The organism is Eggerthella timonensis (assembly GCF_900184265.1).
In the GTDB taxonomy this organism is placed as follows: domain Bacteria; phylum Actinomycetota; class Coriobacteriia; order Coriobacteriales; family Eggerthellaceae; genus Eggerthella; species Eggerthella timonensis.
Window position 1 is genome coordinate 3,129,698 of the sequence record NZ_FXXA01000002.1, and the last position, 16,809, is coordinate 3,146,506.

Below are 16,809 nucleotides of genomic sequence, written 5' to 3' on the forward strand. Positions count from 1 at the left end.
GTGCTACCTCCTACCCCTGCTCGACGACGAGCGGCCGCCGCGGGTCGGCGGCGGGACGTCGTTCGTCGCGCGCACGACGCGCAGGTCGGCGCGTCGGCGATCGTAGATGCTCGGCGCCTCGGCGCCGCGGGAAACCGACAGGATGATGCCCACCATGATGAGCATGGCCACGAGCGACGAGCCGCCCGAGGATACGAACGGCAGCGGCTTGCCCACCACGGGGAACCAGCCGATGACCATGGCGATGTTGAGGAACGCCTGGAACGCGATCATGATGGTGCAGCCGCCCGCCACCATGGTGCCGAAGTTGTCGGGCGACGACTGCGCGATGCGGGTGCCCGCGTACAGGAACAGCAGGAACAGCGCGATGACCACCGCGGCGCCCACGAGCCCCAGCTCCTCGCCGATGATGGCGAAGATGAAGTCGGTGTCCGCCTGGGTGAGGTAGAGGTACTTCTCGTGCGAGTTGCCGAGGCCCACCCCGAACAGGCCGCCGCCGGACAGCGCGTACAGCGAATGGATGAGCTGGTAGCCCGTGCCGAAGCCGCCTTCGCCGTCGTTCCACGGGTTCATGAACACCATGAGGCGGTCGCGGCGGTACGACGAGCCGAAGATGCCCACGAGGCCGAGCGCCACCACGACGCCGATCACGATGAGCATCGTGCGCATCGGCACCTCGCCCAGCCACATGACCGCGAGGATGCCCACGACGCAGATCATGGCCGTGCCCAGGTCGGATTGCGGCCCCAGGATGATGAGCACGGGAGCCAGCACGAGCAGGCCCACGAGCGCGAAGAACACCCATACGGTGTAGAGCCCCTCGCGGAAATCCGAGAACAGCCGCGCCGCGACCAGCACGAGGGCGATCTTGGCGAATTCGGAGGCCTGGAGGCTGGCCGGCCCGATCATGAGCCAGCGGCGCGCTCCCCACTCCTCGTCGCCCACGCCCGCCACGGCCGTGATCACGAGCAGCGCGAACGCCACCGCCCAGATGGCCCAAACCGCGTTGCTGCGCCACAGCGACACCGGCACGAGCTTCCAGATGATCACCGCCAGGATCACGCCGACCACGGCGAACTTGATCTGGTTGAGCGTCTCGGCCATGGGGTCGACGGCCGCCGCGCTGCCGGCCTTCGCCAGGGTGATGACGGCCGAGGTGGAGTAGATCATCACGAAGCCGATGAGCATGAGGGCGAGCACCGACAGCAGAAGGATGATCCGCGGTCCCATGATGTGGGCGGGCGCGCCCCGCCTGTCGCGTTGGGTAGCCATGGCGGCCCGCTACGCGCCGAGCGCCGCGGCCGCGCCGGCCACGAGCGCTTTGAAGGCGCGACCGCGCTCCTCGAACGAGCCGAACTCGTCGAAGGAGGCGCACGCCGGGGACAGCAGCACGACCCCACCCGACGAGGCGAGCGCGAGGCCCGCGCTTCGCCGCACCGAAGCACACGACGGCGCGCGCGCAGGCGTGGGCGGCCGCGACGAGCGGCGCGAGGTCGGTGCCCTTGTCGTCGCCGCCGAGCAGCACGACGGGGCGCGTCTCGGGGAACGCGGCGAGGGCCTTGAGCGTCGCATCGACGTTCGTGGCCTTGGAATCGTTGAAGCAGCGGACGCCGCCGACGGTGCCGCAAGGCTCGATGCGGTGCTCGAGCGGTTCGAACGAGCGCAGGTGCGCGGCCACGTCGTGCGCCTCCACGCCGAGCGCGAGCGCGGCGGCCGCCACGGCCAGCGCGTTCGAGGCGTTGTGCTCGCCCTTGATCTGCAGCTCGTCGGCGCGCATGATCGCGTGCTCCTCTTCGCCCAGCGCTACGCGCAGCGTGCCGTCGGCGTCGAGGAACGCGGCGTTGTCGCTGCCGCACGCGGCGCGCATGTCGCCGCCGAGGCCCGTCGCCGTGCCCATCGGCACGTACGCGAAGCCGCGCCCCTCGGCGTCCAGGGCGCGCAGGCGGCGCACCTCGGCGCGCACGACGTCGTTCGTCGCGTCGAGCACCGCCACAGCGCCCGGCACGCCGTCCAGGTTCGCCAGCAGCTTGAGCTTCGCGTCGCGGTACGCCTCGAAGCTGCGATGCCAATGCAGGTGGTCGGGCGTGATGTTCAGCAGCACGGCCACGTTCGGCGCGAAGCGCGCCGTGGAGGCCAGCTGGTAGGACGATACCTCGGCCACGTAGACGTCCGTGCGCCCCGCGGCCACGGCCTCGATGCACGGGTCGCCGATGTTGCCCACGGCGGCGGCGGCCAGCCCCGCCCCCGCCAGCACGTGCGCGGCGAGCGCGCAGGCCGTCGTCTTGCCGTTCGTGCCCGTCACGGCCACCCAGCGGCTGTCCGCGGCGCTCTCGCGCCAGGCGAACTCCACCTCGCTGATCACCTCGGCCGACGCGGCCGCAGCCGCCTCGTAGAACGCCGAGAACTGCGAGATGCCGGGGCTCGCGATGCACAGGTCGAACGACCCGCCCGCCGCCTCAGCCAGAACGCCCACGGCGTCGTCCTCGAACGCCACGAGCGCGCCGGCCGCGCGCGCCTCGGCTGCGAGCTCCTCGGAGGCCGGTGTGCGCGCGCCGGCCGCGATGGCCAGCGCGTCCACGCGATCGCCCACGAGCGGCAGCAGGTACGCCGTCGCGGCGCGGCCGCTCTTGCCCAGACCCAAAACGAGCACGCGCCCCAGATGGTGCGGCGCGTGCTTGCGATTCGCTATGAGCTCCCGCGACGCCATGGCTTACGCCACCGCCATGAGGGTCTCGGCGAAGTACAGCGAGAAGCCCGTCGCGGCCAGCACGCCGGAGATGATCCAGAAGCGCACGACCACCTTCGTCTCGCTCCAGCCCTTCTTCTCGAAGTGATGGTGCAGGGGCGCCATGAGGAAGATGCGCTTCTTCGTCTTCTTGTAGTAGAACACCTGGATCATGACGGACAGGGCCTCGGCCACGAATAGGCCGCCGATGATGAGCGACACGAACTCGGTCTTCGTGAGCACGGCCAGGCAGCCCAGCGCCATGCCGAGCGCGAGCGAGCCGGTGTCGCCCATGAAGATGTCGGCCGGGAACGAGTTGAACCACAGAAAGCCGATGCACGCGCCCGCGAGCGCAGCGGCGAAGATGGCGGGCTCCAGCAAGTCGGAGCGGTACGCGATGGCTGCCATGACGATCATGACGATCATCACCGTGCCCGCCGCCAGGCCGTCGAGGCCGTCGGTGAGGTTCACGGCGTTGCACATGCCGACGAGCAGGATGTTCATGAACAGCAGGAACAGCCAGGGGATGGCGATGCCGTCGCCGAGGGGGACCACCGTCGTCAGGATGCCGAAGTCGAGCGTGACGACGAAGGGGATCTCCACGGTGGGCTCGATGCCCAGCCAGTTCACGGCCACGAGCACGAACGCGGTGGCGATGGCCACCTGCCCCACGATCTTCGCCTTCGGGGTGAGGCCGAGCGAGCGCTCCTTCACCACCTTCGACGCGTCGTCGATGAGGCCGAGCAGGCCCGTGAGCACGGTGGCCGCCAGCAGCACGAACGTCTCGGGCGTGGGCATGCCGATGAACAGCGCGGCCGCGATGACCGCGATCAGCATGATGACGCCGCCCATGGTGGGCGTGCCCTGCTTCACGAGGTGGCTCTCGGGGCCGTCGGCGCGCACCTGCTGGCCGATATGGCTCGACTTGAGGAACTTGATCCACAACGGCGTGAGCACCATGGTCACCACCATGGCGAACACGATGGCGAGGAATACGAGAAACGTCGGATATTGGTTGAATACCGTAAACATAGTTAATTGACCAGTCCTTCGACCACACGTTCGAGACCCATGAAATGCGATGCCTTCACCAGCACGGCATCGCCGGGCTCGACGCAGGCGTCCAAATCGCCGAACACTTCAGAAAGCGACCCCGCGCGCACGATGCGCTCAGGATCCATGCCGGCGCGCTCTGCCGCGTCGGCGATATACAGGGACAGCTCGCCCACGCACACGAGCCGATCGAGCGGCAGCGTGGCGGCGAACGTGCCGATGCCCGCATGGCAGGCAGGCGCGTAGCCGCCCAACTCGCCCATATCGCCCAGCACGGCCACGTGCTTGCCCGGCACGTCGAGCGCGCAGAACGTGGCGAGCGACGCGCGCATCGAGTCGGGGTTCGCGTTGTAGGCGTCGTTCACCACGGTGAACCCTCCGCGCGCGCGCACCACCTCCTGGCGGCCGGCCTCGGGCTCGGCGTGCGCGAGCGCGTCAGCGCAGACGGCGAGCGGGATGCCGCAGGCGCGCCCGACGGCGGCCGCGGCGCACGCGTTCGACACGTTGTGCAGCCCGCGCAGCGTGAGCGCGCAGCGCGACGTCTCCTCCGCGCCGTCCGCTCCGTCGAAGCCGACGGCGTGCAGCTCGAAGCGCGGGCGGCCCTGCTCGTCGAGCTCCACCTGCTCGGCCCACACGGCGGGACGCGCCGCGTCGGCGCCCGTGCGGCGCTCGGCCGCGGCGGCGGAACCGTCGAACAGCACGGTTTCCACGCGCCGGGCGTCGAGGCGCGCATGCTCGCGCACGAAATCGGCGTAGTCGTCGTCGGCGTTCACGAACGCCCGTCCCGTGCCCTCCGGCAGCGCGCACAGAAGCTCGGCCTTGGCGCGCGCGATGTTCTCGCGGCTGCCCAAGAGCTCGATATGGCTCTCTCCCACGTTCACCACGAGGCCCCAGTCGGGGCGCACGTAGTCGCACAGATCGGCCAGCTGGCCCGCGCCGCGCATGCCCATCTCCACCACCACTGCCTGGGTGTCCTGCTCGGCGGCGAGCAGCGTCTTGGGAACGCCCAGCTCGTTGTTCTGGTTGCCGGCCGTGGCCACAACCGTTAGCGTACTGGCCAGCACGTCGCGCACGAGGTTCTTCGTGGTGGTCTTGCCCGTCGAGCCCGTCAGCGCGATGATGCGCCCATGGAGATGCCCGCGCCATTCGGCCGCGATATCCGCAACCGCATGCGCCGTGTCGGGCACCTCGATGATGCACGCGCCCAACTCGGTCGCCAGCATGAGCGCAGCCTCGTCGAGCGGCTGCATGACGAGGGCGCAGACGGCGCCGCCGCGCAGGGCCGCGCCGACGAAGTCGTGGCCGTCAACGCGCTCGCCCGGCAGCGCGACGTACACGTCGCCCGCGCGCACGTCGCGCGAGTCCCAGGTGAGGCCGGTGGCCAGCGCGCGGGCATCGAGCGGCTCGATCACGAACGAGCCCCCGGTGCATGCGGCTATCTGCTTCGCGTTCAAACGCATGGGCCGTCCTTACTCCGCGGCCGGCTCGTCGCCGAACGCGCGGCGCAGCTCCTCGGCGGCCACGATGCGATCGTCGAAGCTGAGCACCTGATCGCCCACCAGCTGGTAGTCCTCATGGCCCTTGCCCGCGATGAGGATCGAGTCGCCCGCCTTCGCCTGCGCGATGGCCAGCGCGATGGCGGCGCGACGGTCGGCCTCCACCTCGAAGCGGCCCTCGCCCGAGCCCATGCCGCTGACGATGTCCTCGATGATGGCCTGCGGATCCTCGGTGCGCGGGTTGTCCGACGTCACCACCGCATGGTCGGCCGCCAGCGCGGCGCGGCCCATGATGGGACGCTTGCTGGCATCGCGGTCGCCGCCGCAGCCGAACACGCAGATGGTGCGCCCCGGGGTGAGCGCCATGATGGACGCGAGCGCCTTCTCCAGCGCATCGGGGGTATGGGCGTAGTCCACGAACACCGACACGCCGCCCGTGTTCGGCGCGTTCACGCGCTCCAAGCGCCCGGGGATCTGCGGCGCTTCCTCGAGCGCCTCGACGACGACGTCGGCCGAGAAGCCCAGCTGCAGCCCGATGCCGAACGCGCACATGATGTTCTCGACGTTGAACCGGCCCACGAGCGGGTAGTCGAACGTGTAGAGGCTCCCGCGCACGTCGAGCGTGACGGTGGTGTGCGTGGGCGCGTACTGCACGTCCACGGGATGGATCTGCGCAGACGGGTCGAAGCCCGTCGTGACCACGCTGTCCTCGGCCACCGACGAGCGGCGCAGCAGCTCCTTGCCCCACTTGTCGTCGATGCAGATCACACGCTTGGCCGGGTAATCCTTCGAGAACAGGCGCGCCTTAGCCTCGAAGTAGGCCTCGAACGTGTGATGGTAGTCGAGGTGATCCTGGGTCAGGTTGGAGAACGCCGTGACGGCGAACGAGGTGCCCCACGTGCGGTCGAGGTCGAGCGCGTGCGAGCTCACCTCCATGGCCACCGTGTCGCAGCGCGCGTCGCGCATGCGGGCGAACAGCTGCTGAAGGTCGGGCGATTCCGGCGTGGTGTGGGCCGACTTCTCGGCCGCGTCGCCGATGCGGATGCCCACGGTGCCGATGACGCCCGTGCGCTTGCCCGCCACGCGGGCGATGTGCTCCACGAGGTAGGTGGTGGTGGTCTTGCCGTTCGTGCCCGTGATGCCCACGAGCGCGATGTCCTTGGAAGGATGGTCGTAGAAGTTCGCCGCGGCGGCCGCCATGGCCTTGCGCGTGTCCTTCACCACGATCTCGGTCACGTCGGTGGCATCGGCCAGGTAGACTTTGCGCTCGACCACGAGCACCTTCGCGCCGCGGTCGATGGCGTCTTGGGCGAACGAGTGCCCGTCCGAGGTCATGCCCACCACGCAGAAGAACGCGTCGCCGGGTTGCACCCGATCGCTGCGGTAGGCGATACCGCTCACCTCGTCGTCGGCGTTGCCGAGGATGGTGCAGTCGATACCTGCGAACAGTTCGGTACAGGTCTTGCCCATGGCTTCCTCACTCCGGGTAAATATTGAATCGGTCGATGGCTGTAGTCATTATATCCTTAAAAATCGGCGTGACCACACCGTCGGTGGGAACCTCGTTGGCACCCACAAAACAAACCAATTGGCTGGAAGAATCGGCCAGGAACCCGGTAAAGGCCAGGTTGTACACCCCTTTTCGGTAACCGCCGTTCTCCTCGTCGTAGATCTCCGCCGTGGACGTCTTGCCGGCCACGTCGAATCCGTCGATGGCGGCGGCCTTGCCCGTGCCGTTGGTGACGACGGTCTTCAGCATGTCGGTCATCGTGGAGATGGCCTCCTTGTTCTCGATGACGTCCTGCGTGGCGTACTCGGGCGTCTCGCCGCTCAGCGGCTTCGACAGCAGGAAGTGCGGGGTGCATTCCACGCCGTCGTTCACGAGCGCGCCGTAGAAGCGCGTGATCTGCAGCGGGGTGAGCGAGATGCCCTGGCCGAACGACACGTTGTAGGCCTGCACCTTGCTCCATTGGTCGAAGTCGAGCAGGTAGCCGATCTGCTCGCCGGGGTAGTCCACGCCCGTGAGCGAGTTCAGGTTGTACTTGAGAATGTGGTCGTACAGCTCCTTGAAGCCCATTTGCTCGGACGCGAGCGAGATGCCGATGTTCGACGACTGGTCGAGGATCTCCTTCAGCGTGTACGTAGCGTCGCCGCGCTCGTGCGCGTCGCGGATCTCGTAGCCGTCAGCCGTGATGACCGCAGGGCAGAACACCTCGGTCTCAGGCGCCATGGTGTTCGTCTCGAGGATGGCCATCGTGGACACCGACTTGAAGATGGAGCCCGGCTCGAACAGGTCGGTCACGCATTTGAGGCGGGGCGCGTCGGCCTCCATCTCGGTGCGGTCTGCCGGGTTGAGCAGGGGCAGCGATGCCGCGGCGTAGATCTCGCCCGTGCCGCCGTCCATCACGACCGCGCTGCCGCCGTTGGCCGTGATGCCCTTCTCGTCGGCCGTCAGACGCTCCTCCACGTACTGCTGCAGCTCGATGTCGATGGATATGATGATGTCCTCGCCGTTCACGGCCTGCTTGGAATCGTGCGCGCCGCCCGGGATGGGCGTGCCGTCGGGGCTGCGCTCCTCGCGCGTGTAGCCCGCCTCGCCCGACAGGATGTCGTCGTAGTACAGCTCGAGGCCCGATACCCCCTGGTAGTACTCGCGGTTGTTCTCCTGGTCGGTCTCCAGCGTGCACACGCCGATCACCTGGCCGCCTACCTGCTTGTTCGGGTACTCGCGCTTCCACACCGTCTTGTAGCGGATGCCGAAGTCCATGCCCTCGCGCGACCCGCCCTCGGCCGAGAGCTCGCTCGTGCGCGCCTGCAGGCTCTCGCCCGTCGCCACGTCGGCCTTCTCCTTGACCACTGCATAGCGCGTGTTCGGCGCGGTGATGGCTTCGAGGTAATCGGACTTCTGGCCGCCCAGCACGTCGACGAGCACCTGAGCCGTGGCGTCCACGTCGTCCACCTCCACCGGGTCGATGTAGATGGTGGTGGATTCCACGGAGGTCGCCAGCACGACGCCGTTGCGGTCGTAGATGGTGCCGCGGCGCGGCTCGATCCAATCGTAGCTCATGCGCGCGTTCTCGGCCTCGGAAGCCATGGCGGGAGCGGCGATCACCTGCAGGTACGCCAAGCGCAGCACGAACAGCGCCGCGATGGCGGCGAAGACGAGGATGGGCAGGAACACGCGGTTCGAGTTGGCGTTGAAGTCCGCCGTCGCGGTCGAGCGGGCGGGGGTGCGAGCAGGTCGGGCCCCTCGCGCGGCATGCGGGGGGCGCGAGGGGCGCGCGGACGAACGGGAGCTTCCGCGACCGCGAGCAGGGCGCTCGCCTCGCGGCGTGTGCGATCTATCGGACATCGGCTTTACGCCTCGGAGCCAGCCGCTATGGCCACGCTCTTGGACAGGGACAGCGCGCCGGACTCGTCGGTGGCGACGACGTCCTTCCCCAGGTCGATGACGCCCGTGGTCTCAGGGGCCGCCATGCCCAGCTTGTTCGCCTGCTGCTTCACCTTCGTGGGGTTGGACAGCGTGCTCTGCGACACCTCGAGGGCGGCGCCCGACGAGCGGGCATCGCTGATCTGGCTCGTCAGCTCGCTCGACTGCATCGTTGTGGATATCGTGGCGGACATGAGCCCGATGCGCACGAACCCCACGATGGACACCACGAGCAGCACCACAGCGGCGACCTTCGCCAGGAACACGACGCTCGAGGGCAGCGTCGGGGTTTGGGTACGGGTGCCGCGGCCCGGCACGACGCTGATGCGCTCGCGCGGCGCACGCTCGGGTGCGCGCTCGGGGTAGTACGAATACGCTGGTGCTGCGCCCATAACCGACCCCCTTTCTGTGTTTTGGCTGCGTGTAAAGGTCGTGTGCGGTGCGTATGTCGCCCGCTTGTCTCAGCGGGGCGGTTGTCAGCTCTTCTGCGCGACGCGGAGCTTGGCGCTGCGCGCGCGAGGGTTGCGCTCGATTTCATCGGCAGTCGGCAGAACCGGCTTTTTGGTGACGATGTCGAGTATCGGCTGCTTCCCGCACGCGCAGACCGGCAGGTCGGGCGGGCAGGTGCATCGGTTCGCGAACTTCGCGAACGTCTCCTTGACGATGCGGTCCTCGAGCGAGTGGTAGCTGATCACCACGAGCCTGCCGCCGGGGTTGAGCCAGCGGATGGCCGCGTCGAGGCCGCTCCTCAGCACGTCGAGCTCGCCGTTCACCTCGATGCGCAGCGCTTGGAACGTGCGCTTTGCCGGATGCCCCCCTGCTCGGCGGGCCGAGGCGGGGATGGCGGCTTTGATGACGTCGACCAGCTGCTCGCTCGTCTCGATGGGAGCGGTCTGCCGCGCGCGCACCGCGAAGTCCGCGATACGGCTGGCCCACTTCTCGTCCGAGTACGTACGGATGATCCGAGTGAGATCTGCTGCGTTGTAAGTGTTGATGATCTCTGCTGCGGTAAGGGTTTGTTTGCCCGGATCCATCCGCATATCAAGAGGGCCGTTCTCCTTGAAGGAGAAGCCTCGAGACGGCGTGTCGATCTGCACCGAGGACACCCCGAGGTCGAACAGAACCGCGTCGACGCCGGGAACCTCCGTGCTGAGAAGTGCTTCGTCCATAGCTCCGAAGTTGCCGCGCACCAGTTCGAGGCGCGGGCGCACATCATCGGGCAGCGTCCCGAGTTTTCGACGGGCGGCGGCAAGCGCCACCTCGTCTTGATCGATGCCGATGAGCGTGCCCGTGCTCCCGATGAGCTTGGCCGCTTCGAAGGAATGCCCTGCACCGCCGAGTGTTGCGTCCACGAATGTGTGCTGTGGTTTGAGGTTCGAGTATTCGAGGCACTCGGCGAGCAGAACGGGTGTATGCCGATATTCGCTTGTCATATCGCTCACGCCTTACGATCAGTCGAACAACAGACCGAGATCGGTCTCGTCGTCCACCGCGTCGTAGCGCTTTGCGTCCCAGATTTCGAAGTAGCCCGTGTTGCCCACGACCACGACCTCCTTGTCGATGCCCACGGCTTCGCGCTGCTCGGCCGAGATCATGATGCGGCCGGCTGCGTCGATGGACACATCGGCTGCACGCGACTTCAGCTTGCGGCGCAGGCGCACGTGGAGATCGTTGGTGCGGTCGAACTTCTCGAACTTGTCCTCGAACACGCCGGCCACCCATGCGTTGAACGCTTCGGGCTCGAACACGTAGAGGCACTCGTCCTTCGGGTTGCGGGTTACCACCAAATCCGTCGAAAGCACCTTGCGAAACGTCGCGGGAAGAGACATGCGGCCTTTGGCGTCCACCTTATGGCGGTACGCGCTATTGAGATCGACAACCTTGTTGTCCTCTTCCGCCATGCCTTCCTTTCCGCCGCCGTCCCACGGCCCTTTCGATGTTTGGAATTCTATCCCACTTCGCCCCACTTCGCAACAGAATATGCTCCTTAGCCCCCATTTTCCCCATTCTGAAACCCCCCGTATTCCGTCCCGTCAATTCGACCCGCGCCTTGCTCAAAATGACCAGGCCCACATGTAGACCGCGCACGCAAAACGGGGCACAAGATGTAGACCGCTCCCCCGGGCGGTGGGATGGTGTGGGGAGTTATGCGGAATCTGTGGCAGGGCCGATCCTCAACCCGAATTTCAGTCCCGCGCGGCGCGTCGTCGCGGACGCGCTGCGAGACGCGCCGTACGCGCCTCTCGCAGCGACGCGCCGTGCGCTCCCGCGCAGCGCACGGCGCGTCTCGGGGCGCGGTGTGGGGCGCGGGGCACGGCGCGTCGCGGGGCGCGAGATGTTTCACGTGAAACAGCGCGTCTCGGGGCGCGGCGCGTCGCGGGGCGCGAGATGTTTCACGTGAAACATCCGTTCGCGTGGAAGGCATGCGGCCGGGGTTGGGCCGTTTCGCCGGGCTTCCGCTTCCCTTTCTTTTACTTCGCGCGCGGGTGCGCGTTCAAATACTCCTCGCGAATGTGGGCGCGGTTGACGTGGGTGTATATCTGGGTCGTCGAGATGTCCGAGTGCCCGAGGATCTCCTGGATGACGCGCAGGTCGGCGCCGCCGCTCAGCATGTGGGTGGCGAAGGAGTGGCGCAGCGTGTGGGGGTGGAGGTTCGCCACGCCGATGGAGCGGCCGGCCTCGGCGACAAGCGCGTGCACGCTCTGGCGCGTGAGCCGACCGCCGCGCGCGTTGAGGAACACGGCCGGGGTGGGCTTCGCGTACGCGCGCACGAGCTCGGGGCGCCCGTGCTCGAGGTAGTCGCACAGCGCGCGCAGGGCGGCTCCCGAGATGGGGGCGATGCGCTCCTTGTTGCCCTTGCCCACGATATGGAGGTAGCCGTCCTCGAGCACGGCGTCGCCGAGGTCGAGCCCCGTGCACTCGCTCACGCGCAGCCCGCAGCCGTACAGCACCTCGAGGATGGTCTGGTTGCGCAGGGCCAGAGGGCCGCTGCCCACCGGCTTCGACAGCATCTCGTCCACCTGCGCCACCGACAGCACATCGGGCAGGCGGTCGGGCGCCTTGGGAAGCTGGATGGTGTCGGCCGGGTTGCGGCGCGCGTAGCCCTCGCGCACGAGGAAGCGATGGAAGCCCTTGAGCACCGACACGTGGCGGTCCACCGTCGAAGCCGCGTACGAGCGGTCGAAGAGGTCGGACTCGTAGGCGACGATGACCTCGCGGTCGATGACATCGGGCGATTCGATCCCGCGCTTCTTGAGGAACAGCGCGTAGTCCTTGAGGTCGGCGGCGTACGCGGATACGGTCAGCGGGGAGCTGCCCCTCTCGACGCGCAGATATGCCAGGTACTCTCGATACAGCTCGTCCATCCGCCACCCTCGTCGTCATGCCGCCACGGAACACCGAACGGATGTTTCACATGAAACATCCTAAACCCCTTTGCCGAACCATCTGCATGATATAGTTCACAGGATAGCACGCCTTCGGCCTCGGAACCCTCCGCCCCCAACCAGAAACGCACCCGAAACACTTGCCCGGTATCGTGGTATGCTATCGCATTAGTGCAAGAGCAGAAACGTTCGGAGAAGAAGAGGGATTCCATGCGCACTGGATTCGACAACGACAAGTACATCGCACTCCAAGCAGAGCACATTCGAAGCCGTATCGACCAGTTCGGCGGCAAGCTCTATCTGGAATTCGGCGGAAAGCTGTTCGACGACTTCCATGCCGCGCGCGTGCTTCCCGGGTTCGAGCCCGACTCCAAGATCCGCATGCTCAAGAGCCTCGCGGACGACGTCGAGGTGATCATCGCCATCAACGCCAACGACATCGAGAAGAGCAAGGTGCGCGGAGACTTGGGCATCACGTACGACGAGGACGTGCTGCGCCTCATGGACATCTTCCGTTCCATGGGCTTCGCCACGAGCGGCGTGGTGATCACCCACTACGCGAACCAGCCCTCAGCCGGCATGTTCCGCCGCCGCCTCGAGAGCCTCGGCATCAAGAGCTGCCTGCACTACCCCATCGCCGGCTACCCCTACGACATCGACCACATCGTCAGCGAGGAGGGGTACGGCAAGAACGAGTACATCGAGACGACGCGCCCCCTCGTGGTGGTGACGGCGCCCGGCCCCGGCTCGGGCAAGATGGCCACCTGCCTGTCGCAGCTGTACCACGAGCACGAACGCGGCATCGCGGCCGGCTACGCGAAGTACGAGACGTTCCCCGTGTGGAACCTGCCCCTCAAGCACCCGGTGAACATCGCCTACGAGGCGGCCACCGTCGACCTCGACGACGCGAACACCATCGACCCCTTCCACCTCGAAGCCTACGGGAAGACCACCGTCAACTACAATCGCGACGTGGAGATATTCCCCGTGCTCAAAGCCATGATGGAGCGCATCTCGGGCACGAGCCCGTACCAGTCGCCCACCGACATGGGCGTGAACATGGCAGGCAACGCCATCGTCGACGACGACGCCGTGCGCGACGCCGCGAAGATGGAGATCGTGCGCCGCTACTTCCAGACCGCGGTCGAGGTGAAGCGTTCGGGCGTGGGCCAGGAGCGCATGGAGCGGCTCGAGCTGCTCATGAACCAGGCCGGCGTGAACGCGGGGCTGTCGCCAGCACGTTCGGCGGCGCTGCTGAAGGAGGAGACCACGGGCGGCCCGGCCGGCGCGATGGTGCTGCCCGACGGCACCGTGGTGACGGGCAAAACGTCCACGCTGCTGGGCGCCGCGTCGTCGCTTTTGATGAACGCGCTCAAGGGCGTGGCCGGCGTGGACGACGACATCGACGTGATCAGCGACGAGGCCATCACGCCCATCTGCCGTCTGAAGACCGACCAGCTGCACAGCCGCAACCCGCGCCTGCACTCCGACGAGACGCTCATCGCGCTGTCCATCAGCTCCGCCACCGACCCGCTGGCGAAGAAGCTCATCGACCACGTGAACGACCTGCGCGGATGCGATGCGTTCTTCAGCGTGATCCTGTCGGCCACCGACGAGAAGCTCTACCGCACGCTCGGCATCAACGTCTGCTGCGAGCCGAAGTACGAGCAGCACCGGTACTACCACAAGTAAGGGGCGGGAGGGACTCCCTTCGCCGCACCATGCTGTCGCCCGAAACGGTCGCTTTTCACCTCGAAAGCGACCGTTTCGGGCGACAGTGCGTTCTGTCTCGTTATGCGGCGGCGACGATCCAGATCATCGAGCCGTAGGCGAACCCCTCGTCGCCCGCGTCCACCGCGGCGCTCACCAGCTGCTTCATGCCGTAGTCGGTGAACGCACCGTGCCAGACGAGCATCGTGCCCTCGTCTCCTGCCGCGAGGATCACCGGCCGGTCGAACGTCACCGCCAGACCCAGCGGCGTGAAGCGCGCGTCCTCCACGAACGTCGTGGAGCCGCTTTCCGTGGTGAGCGACCACGAACCGCCCGGCAGGTCCTGGCTCGCGCGCTTGAGGCGCGCGCCGACGATGGCGACGCTGCGCTCCGAGCGGTTCGCCGCCGCGACGGGGATGAGGGCGGTGTTGTCGCCCTCGGCGTTCAGCATCATGGAAACCGATGAGGGCACGGTGATGTTGACCTGGGCTTCCTCTTGGGGCGCGGGTGCGGGTGCGGGTTCCGGCTCGGGGACTGCTTCGGAGGCGGGCGTCTCTTCGACAGGCGTTTCCGTCGGCTCGTCGGCAAGCTCGTCAGCGGGCTGATCCGCAGGGTCGTCTGCGGGGGCGCTGGGATCTTTCGAGGCGTTGGGATCCTCGGCGTTCTCGGGGTCGGCGGGCGTTTCGGGGTCGACGGGGTCCGTCGATTCCGTCGGCTCGGCGGGGCCTTGCGGCTCCTCGGTTGCCGGCGGCTCCGGCGCATCGGGATTCACGAGCTCGCGACCGTCGAGCTCCCACTCGTACGCCAGCACGTTCATGTCCGCGCCGCGATATGCCGTGGTCAGCAGCGTTTCAGCCGGTTCCTCGAACCCGAAGCACGCCTCGGCGACCGCCTCGTCGGCGAACGCGAATTCGTCGGGAAGCTCGACGAGCTTCGGGCAATCGTAGAAAGCGCGCGTCAGATCCTCGACGTCGGCGGGCACGTTCGCGACCTCGCGCACGTTCGAGCACCCCTCGAACCAATGCGCCAAGCTTGGCGCTTCCACCTTGTCGGCGAAGATCACCCGCTCGATGTCGTCGGCCACGCCCGCCGCCAACCAGGGAACGTCCTCGACGTCGTCGAACGCGACCGTCTCCCCCGCCCCGTCGACCACGAACGTCCCGTCGGCCCACAGCTCCGCCACCACCGACGATGCCTCGTCCGCGCCGATGGCCCACGCGTTCTCGTGCTCGGGCTCGGGCGCGACGGGGGTCTCCGGGACGGTCGGCTCGGGCTGGGAGTCGGGCTGAGGTTGAGGCTCGGGCTTGGCGGCAGGCTCGCTCGGCGCAGGGGTCTCGACGACCACGTTGTCGACGTCGCCAGCCGGTGCCTCGGCCTCCTCAGCCGCAAACGAAACCGGCACCGGCCACAGCAATCCGAACACCAGCAGCAAACAAAGCGCGAAAGCCGCACCCGTAAGGGGTGCGGCTTTCCGCGATGCGATGCTATGTAATGCCGGCTTCGTCATGAAGCGAAACCTATCCCCTTAGTATGCAAAAGTAATACCGAATTACACCGTATCCAACGTCCAAACTACGTCGGCAATTTTGATGTTGGAATTAATGCCGCTCTTCGTAGGGTTGGAGATGTTTCCCGAAAGCTCAACCGTGCCTGTTGCACCTTTTGCGATAGTGGGAGCGCCTGTCACCACAGCGCCATCAACTCCAGTATAATCAGCAAGCTCAACAGCGGTATCGGAAATCTTCGCTTTCACGCTAATCGCGTTATCCCCAGGGTCAGCCGCATCAGCCTTGACAAGATTCGCACTTGCATCAGCCGTGACTTTCATATTGGATATCTTGATCCCAAGAGTTGAATTGTTCGTGAACGTGTAATTGCCGATCTGGATAGAGCCGTCAGTTGACGCAACGCCTACGAACGCTTTTGTTGGCACCGTCACGCTAATCTGACCAAGCGCCGAAGTATTGATGGAGACGGACGAGGACATGGTACCATCCTCGAACGTAGAATCCTCCGCAAACGCCGGGACCGCGCACATTCCTGCCAGCATTGTGGCTGCGCAGGCTCCTACCAGGCCGCGCTTGACGTATTCGAAACGCCCGATTTTCTTGCTCATGATCGTTCCCTTTCTTGATGTGCCCTTACGTTGTCTGACGTGCTCTGCGTATCTTCTTCCTGAAGGCCACTTTAGCCTTCGACTACCAACATGATTTCAGCGGCCGCTTGGCCGGTTTGTTTGTGGGTCTCGCGGTCGTAGCCGGTGAACGTAGCAACGGCGGCGTACTCGCCCGGATCGAGATCCTTCGTGAGTTTGATCGTTTGAATATGCTGGTCGGGCGCGATGGCGGCCGATTCGTACACCGTCTCGCCCGAATCCTTCAACGTGATGACGACCTTCTGGTCCATCGGGTTCGCTGCGATGTTCTCGATGCGCGCCTCGCCCTCGGACGAGCCGTCGGCGAACGTGATGGACGCCGCGATGGAGATGTTCATCATGCCCTTGGCGACTTCCTCGTTGAGCGCCGCCTGGATCTCTTCCTTCGACTTGCCCTCGAACTGGCCTTGCGCGGCGTTCGAATCGTACCAATCCTCCAACGCGGGCTGCTGCGTCAGCACGACGCCCGCCACCACTGCAGCGGACACGGCGACGACGGCCACGAGGCCGGCGAACACGTGCTTGGACATGCCGAGGATCTTGCCGGTTTTCTTGGCAACTTCGGCTGCGGCGTTTGAAGCGGATGACGTGGTTTGGGAAGCCCCGGTATCGGTTGCGTTCGTAGCAGACACCGGATCAGAAGGAACGCCGGAACCGTTCGGTCCGGCATCATCTACTGGAAGGCTCTGCGTGCTCGTCGTCTCTTGCTTGCTCATACGTAATGTACCCCTTATACGATAGCCCCCGTGCTGTAACGCGGGAACTTAGTAAGCTAAGATACGCCACGGGGGATGGCAAGTCAATGGCGTTCGGAGGAATATTTGGAGCCACTCCATTGTTTTTCGAATTATGAC

At 66.3% G+C, this 16,809-nt stretch carries 13 protein-coding genes and 1 pseudogene; 1 reads left to right on the forward strand and 13 read right to left on the reverse strand.

The window, feature by feature from the left end; translation table 11 throughout:
* Positions 1-3: 3 nt before the first annotated feature.
* The 10 genes and pseudogenes from C1A15_RS13175 to C1A15_RS13220 all read right to left on the reverse strand — a co-directional run bounded on the left by C1A15_RS13175 (position 4) and on the right by C1A15_RS13220 (position 12,069).
* Positions 4-1,272: an FtsW/RodA/SpoVE family cell cycle protein gene (locus tag C1A15_RS13175; protein ID WP_101722990.1), complete on the reverse strand. Its 1,269-nt coding sequence runs from the start codon at positions 1,270-1,272 to the stop codon at positions 4-6.
* Between the two features lie 214 nt (positions 1,273-1,486).
* Positions 1,487-2,707 (reverse strand): annotated as a pseudogene (murD, locus tag C1A15_RS13180) (UDP-N-acetylmuramoyl-L-alanine--D-glutamate ligase); the annotation flags it as partial.
* A gap of 3 nt (positions 2,708-2,710) precedes the next feature.
* Positions 2,711-3,757, reverse strand: coding sequence for a phospho-N-acetylmuramoyl-pentapeptide-transferase (gene mraY / locus C1A15_RS13185; RefSeq protein ID WP_101722991.1), 1,047 nt, complete (start codon positions 3,755-3,757; stop codon positions 2,711-2,713).
* A gap of 2 nt (positions 3,758-3,759) precedes the next feature.
* Complete coding sequence (locus C1A15_RS13190; protein WP_101722992.1) at positions 3,760-5,238, reverse strand: UDP-N-acetylmuramoyl-tripeptide--D-alanyl-D-alanine ligase; 1,479 nt, start codon at positions 5,236-5,238, stop codon at positions 3,760-3,762.
* A 9-nt stretch (positions 5,239-5,247) separates the two neighbouring features.
* Positions 5,248-6,744, reverse strand: a complete 1,497-nt coding sequence (locus C1A15_RS13195; RefSeq protein WP_101722993.1) for a UDP-N-acetylmuramoyl-L-alanyl-D-glutamate--2,6-diaminopimelate ligase — start codon at positions 6,742-6,744, stop codon at positions 5,248-5,250.
* 7 nt (positions 6,745-6,751) lie between these two features.
* Positions 6,752-8,455 carry a peptidoglycan D,D-transpeptidase FtsI family protein gene (locus tag C1A15_RS13200; protein WP_245865031.1) on the reverse strand — a complete coding sequence of 568 codons (1,704 nt, stop codon included), beginning with the start codon at positions 8,453-8,455 and terminating at the stop codon, positions 6,752-6,754.
* Between the two features lie 176 nt (positions 8,456-8,631).
* Positions 8,632-9,096, reverse strand: a complete 465-nt coding sequence (locus tag C1A15_RS13205; protein ID WP_035585948.1) for a cell division protein FtsL — start codon at positions 9,094-9,096, stop codon at positions 8,632-8,634.
* 84 nt (positions 9,097-9,180) lie between these two features.
* Positions 9,181-10,137, reverse strand: a complete 957-nt coding sequence (rsmH, locus tag C1A15_RS13210; protein ID WP_101722995.1) for a 16S rRNA (cytosine(1402)-N(4))-methyltransferase RsmH — start codon at positions 10,135-10,137, stop codon at positions 9,181-9,183.
* 18 nt (positions 10,138-10,155) lie between these two features.
* On the reverse strand, positions 10,156-10,605 hold the full coding sequence (locus C1A15_RS13215) for a division/cell wall cluster transcriptional repressor MraZ (protein WP_101722996.1): 450 nt from the start codon (positions 10,603-10,605) through the stop codon (positions 10,156-10,158).
* Positions 10,606-11,175: 570 nt separating this feature from the next.
* Complete coding sequence (locus C1A15_RS13220) at positions 11,176-12,069, reverse strand: site-specific tyrosine recombinase (RefSeq protein ID WP_021409763.1); 894 nt, start codon at positions 12,067-12,069, stop codon at positions 11,176-11,178.
* 231 nt (positions 12,070-12,300) lie between these two features.
* Between C1A15_RS13220 and C1A15_RS13225 the strand changes: the two genes are divergently transcribed.
* A complete protein-coding gene (locus C1A15_RS13225) occupies positions 12,301-13,782 on the forward strand; it encodes a DUF1846 domain-containing protein (protein WP_101722997.1) in 1,482 nt (493 codons plus the stop codon).
* A 100-nt stretch (positions 13,783-13,882) separates the two neighbouring features.
* Here the strand turns inward: C1A15_RS13225 and C1A15_RS13230 are convergent, their stop codons facing one another.
* From C1A15_RS13230 to C1A15_RS13240, 3 genes are all read right to left on the reverse strand, one after another.
* Positions 13,883-15,307, reverse strand: coding sequence for an MSCRAMM family adhesin (locus tag C1A15_RS13230; protein ID WP_101722998.1), 1,425 nt, complete (start codon positions 15,305-15,307; stop codon positions 13,883-13,885).
* A 42-nt stretch (positions 15,308-15,349) separates the two neighbouring features.
* Positions 15,350-15,916 carry a hypothetical protein gene (locus C1A15_RS13235; protein ID WP_101722999.1) on the reverse strand — a complete coding sequence of 189 codons (567 nt, stop codon included), beginning with the start codon at positions 15,914-15,916 and terminating at the stop codon, positions 15,350-15,352.
* 71 nt (positions 15,917-15,987) lie between these two features.
* Positions 15,988-16,671, reverse strand: a complete 684-nt coding sequence (locus tag C1A15_RS13240; RefSeq protein WP_101723000.1) for a hypothetical protein — start codon at positions 16,669-16,671, stop codon at positions 15,988-15,990.
* Positions 16,672-16,809 lie beyond the last annotated feature (138 nt).

Excerpts from the sequence above, each read along its gene's own strand:
- C1A15_RS13175 (WP_101722990.1), bottom strand. The coding sequence starts at position 1,272 with ATGGCTACCCAACGCGACAGGCGGGGCGCGCCCGCCCACATCATGGGA.
- mraY (WP_101722991.1), bottom strand. The coding sequence starts at position 3,757 with ATGTTTACGGTATTCAACCAATATCCGACGTTTCTCGTATTCCTCGCC.
- C1A15_RS13190 (WP_101722992.1), bottom strand. The coding sequence starts at position 5,238 with ATGCGTTTGAACGCGAAGCAGATAGCCGCATGCACCGGGGGCTCGTTC.
- C1A15_RS13195 (WP_101722993.1), bottom strand. The coding sequence starts at position 6,744 with ATGGGCAAGACCTGTACCGAACTGTTCGCAGGTATCGACTGCACCATC.
- C1A15_RS13205 (WP_035585948.1), bottom strand. The coding sequence starts at position 9,096 with ATGGGCGCAGCACCAGCGTATTCGTACTACCCCGAGCGCGCACCCGAG.
- rsmH (WP_101722995.1), bottom strand. The coding sequence starts at position 10,137 with ATGACAAGCGAATATCGGCATACACCCGTTCTGCTCGCCGAGTGCCTC.
- C1A15_RS13215 (WP_101722996.1), bottom strand. The coding sequence starts at position 10,605 with ATGGCGGAAGAGGACAACAAGGTTGTCGATCTCAATAGCGCGTACCGC.
- C1A15_RS13220 (WP_021409763.1), bottom strand. The coding sequence starts at position 12,069 with ATGGACGAGCTGTATCGAGAGTACCTGGCATATCTGCGCGTCGAGAGG.
- C1A15_RS13225 (WP_101722997.1), top strand. The coding sequence starts at position 12,301 with ATGCGCACTGGATTCGACAACGACAAGTACATCGCACTCCAAGCAGAG.
- C1A15_RS13230 (WP_101722998.1), bottom strand. The coding sequence starts at position 15,307 with ATGACGAAGCCGGCATTACATAGCATCGCATCGCGGAAAGCCGCACCC.
- C1A15_RS13235 (WP_101722999.1), bottom strand. The coding sequence starts at position 15,916 with ATGAGCAAGAAAATCGGGCGTTTCGAATACGTCAAGCGCGGCCTGGTA.
- C1A15_RS13240 (WP_101723000.1), bottom strand. The coding sequence starts at position 16,671 with ATGAGCAAGCAAGAGACGACGAGCACGCAGAGCCTTCCAGTAGATGAT.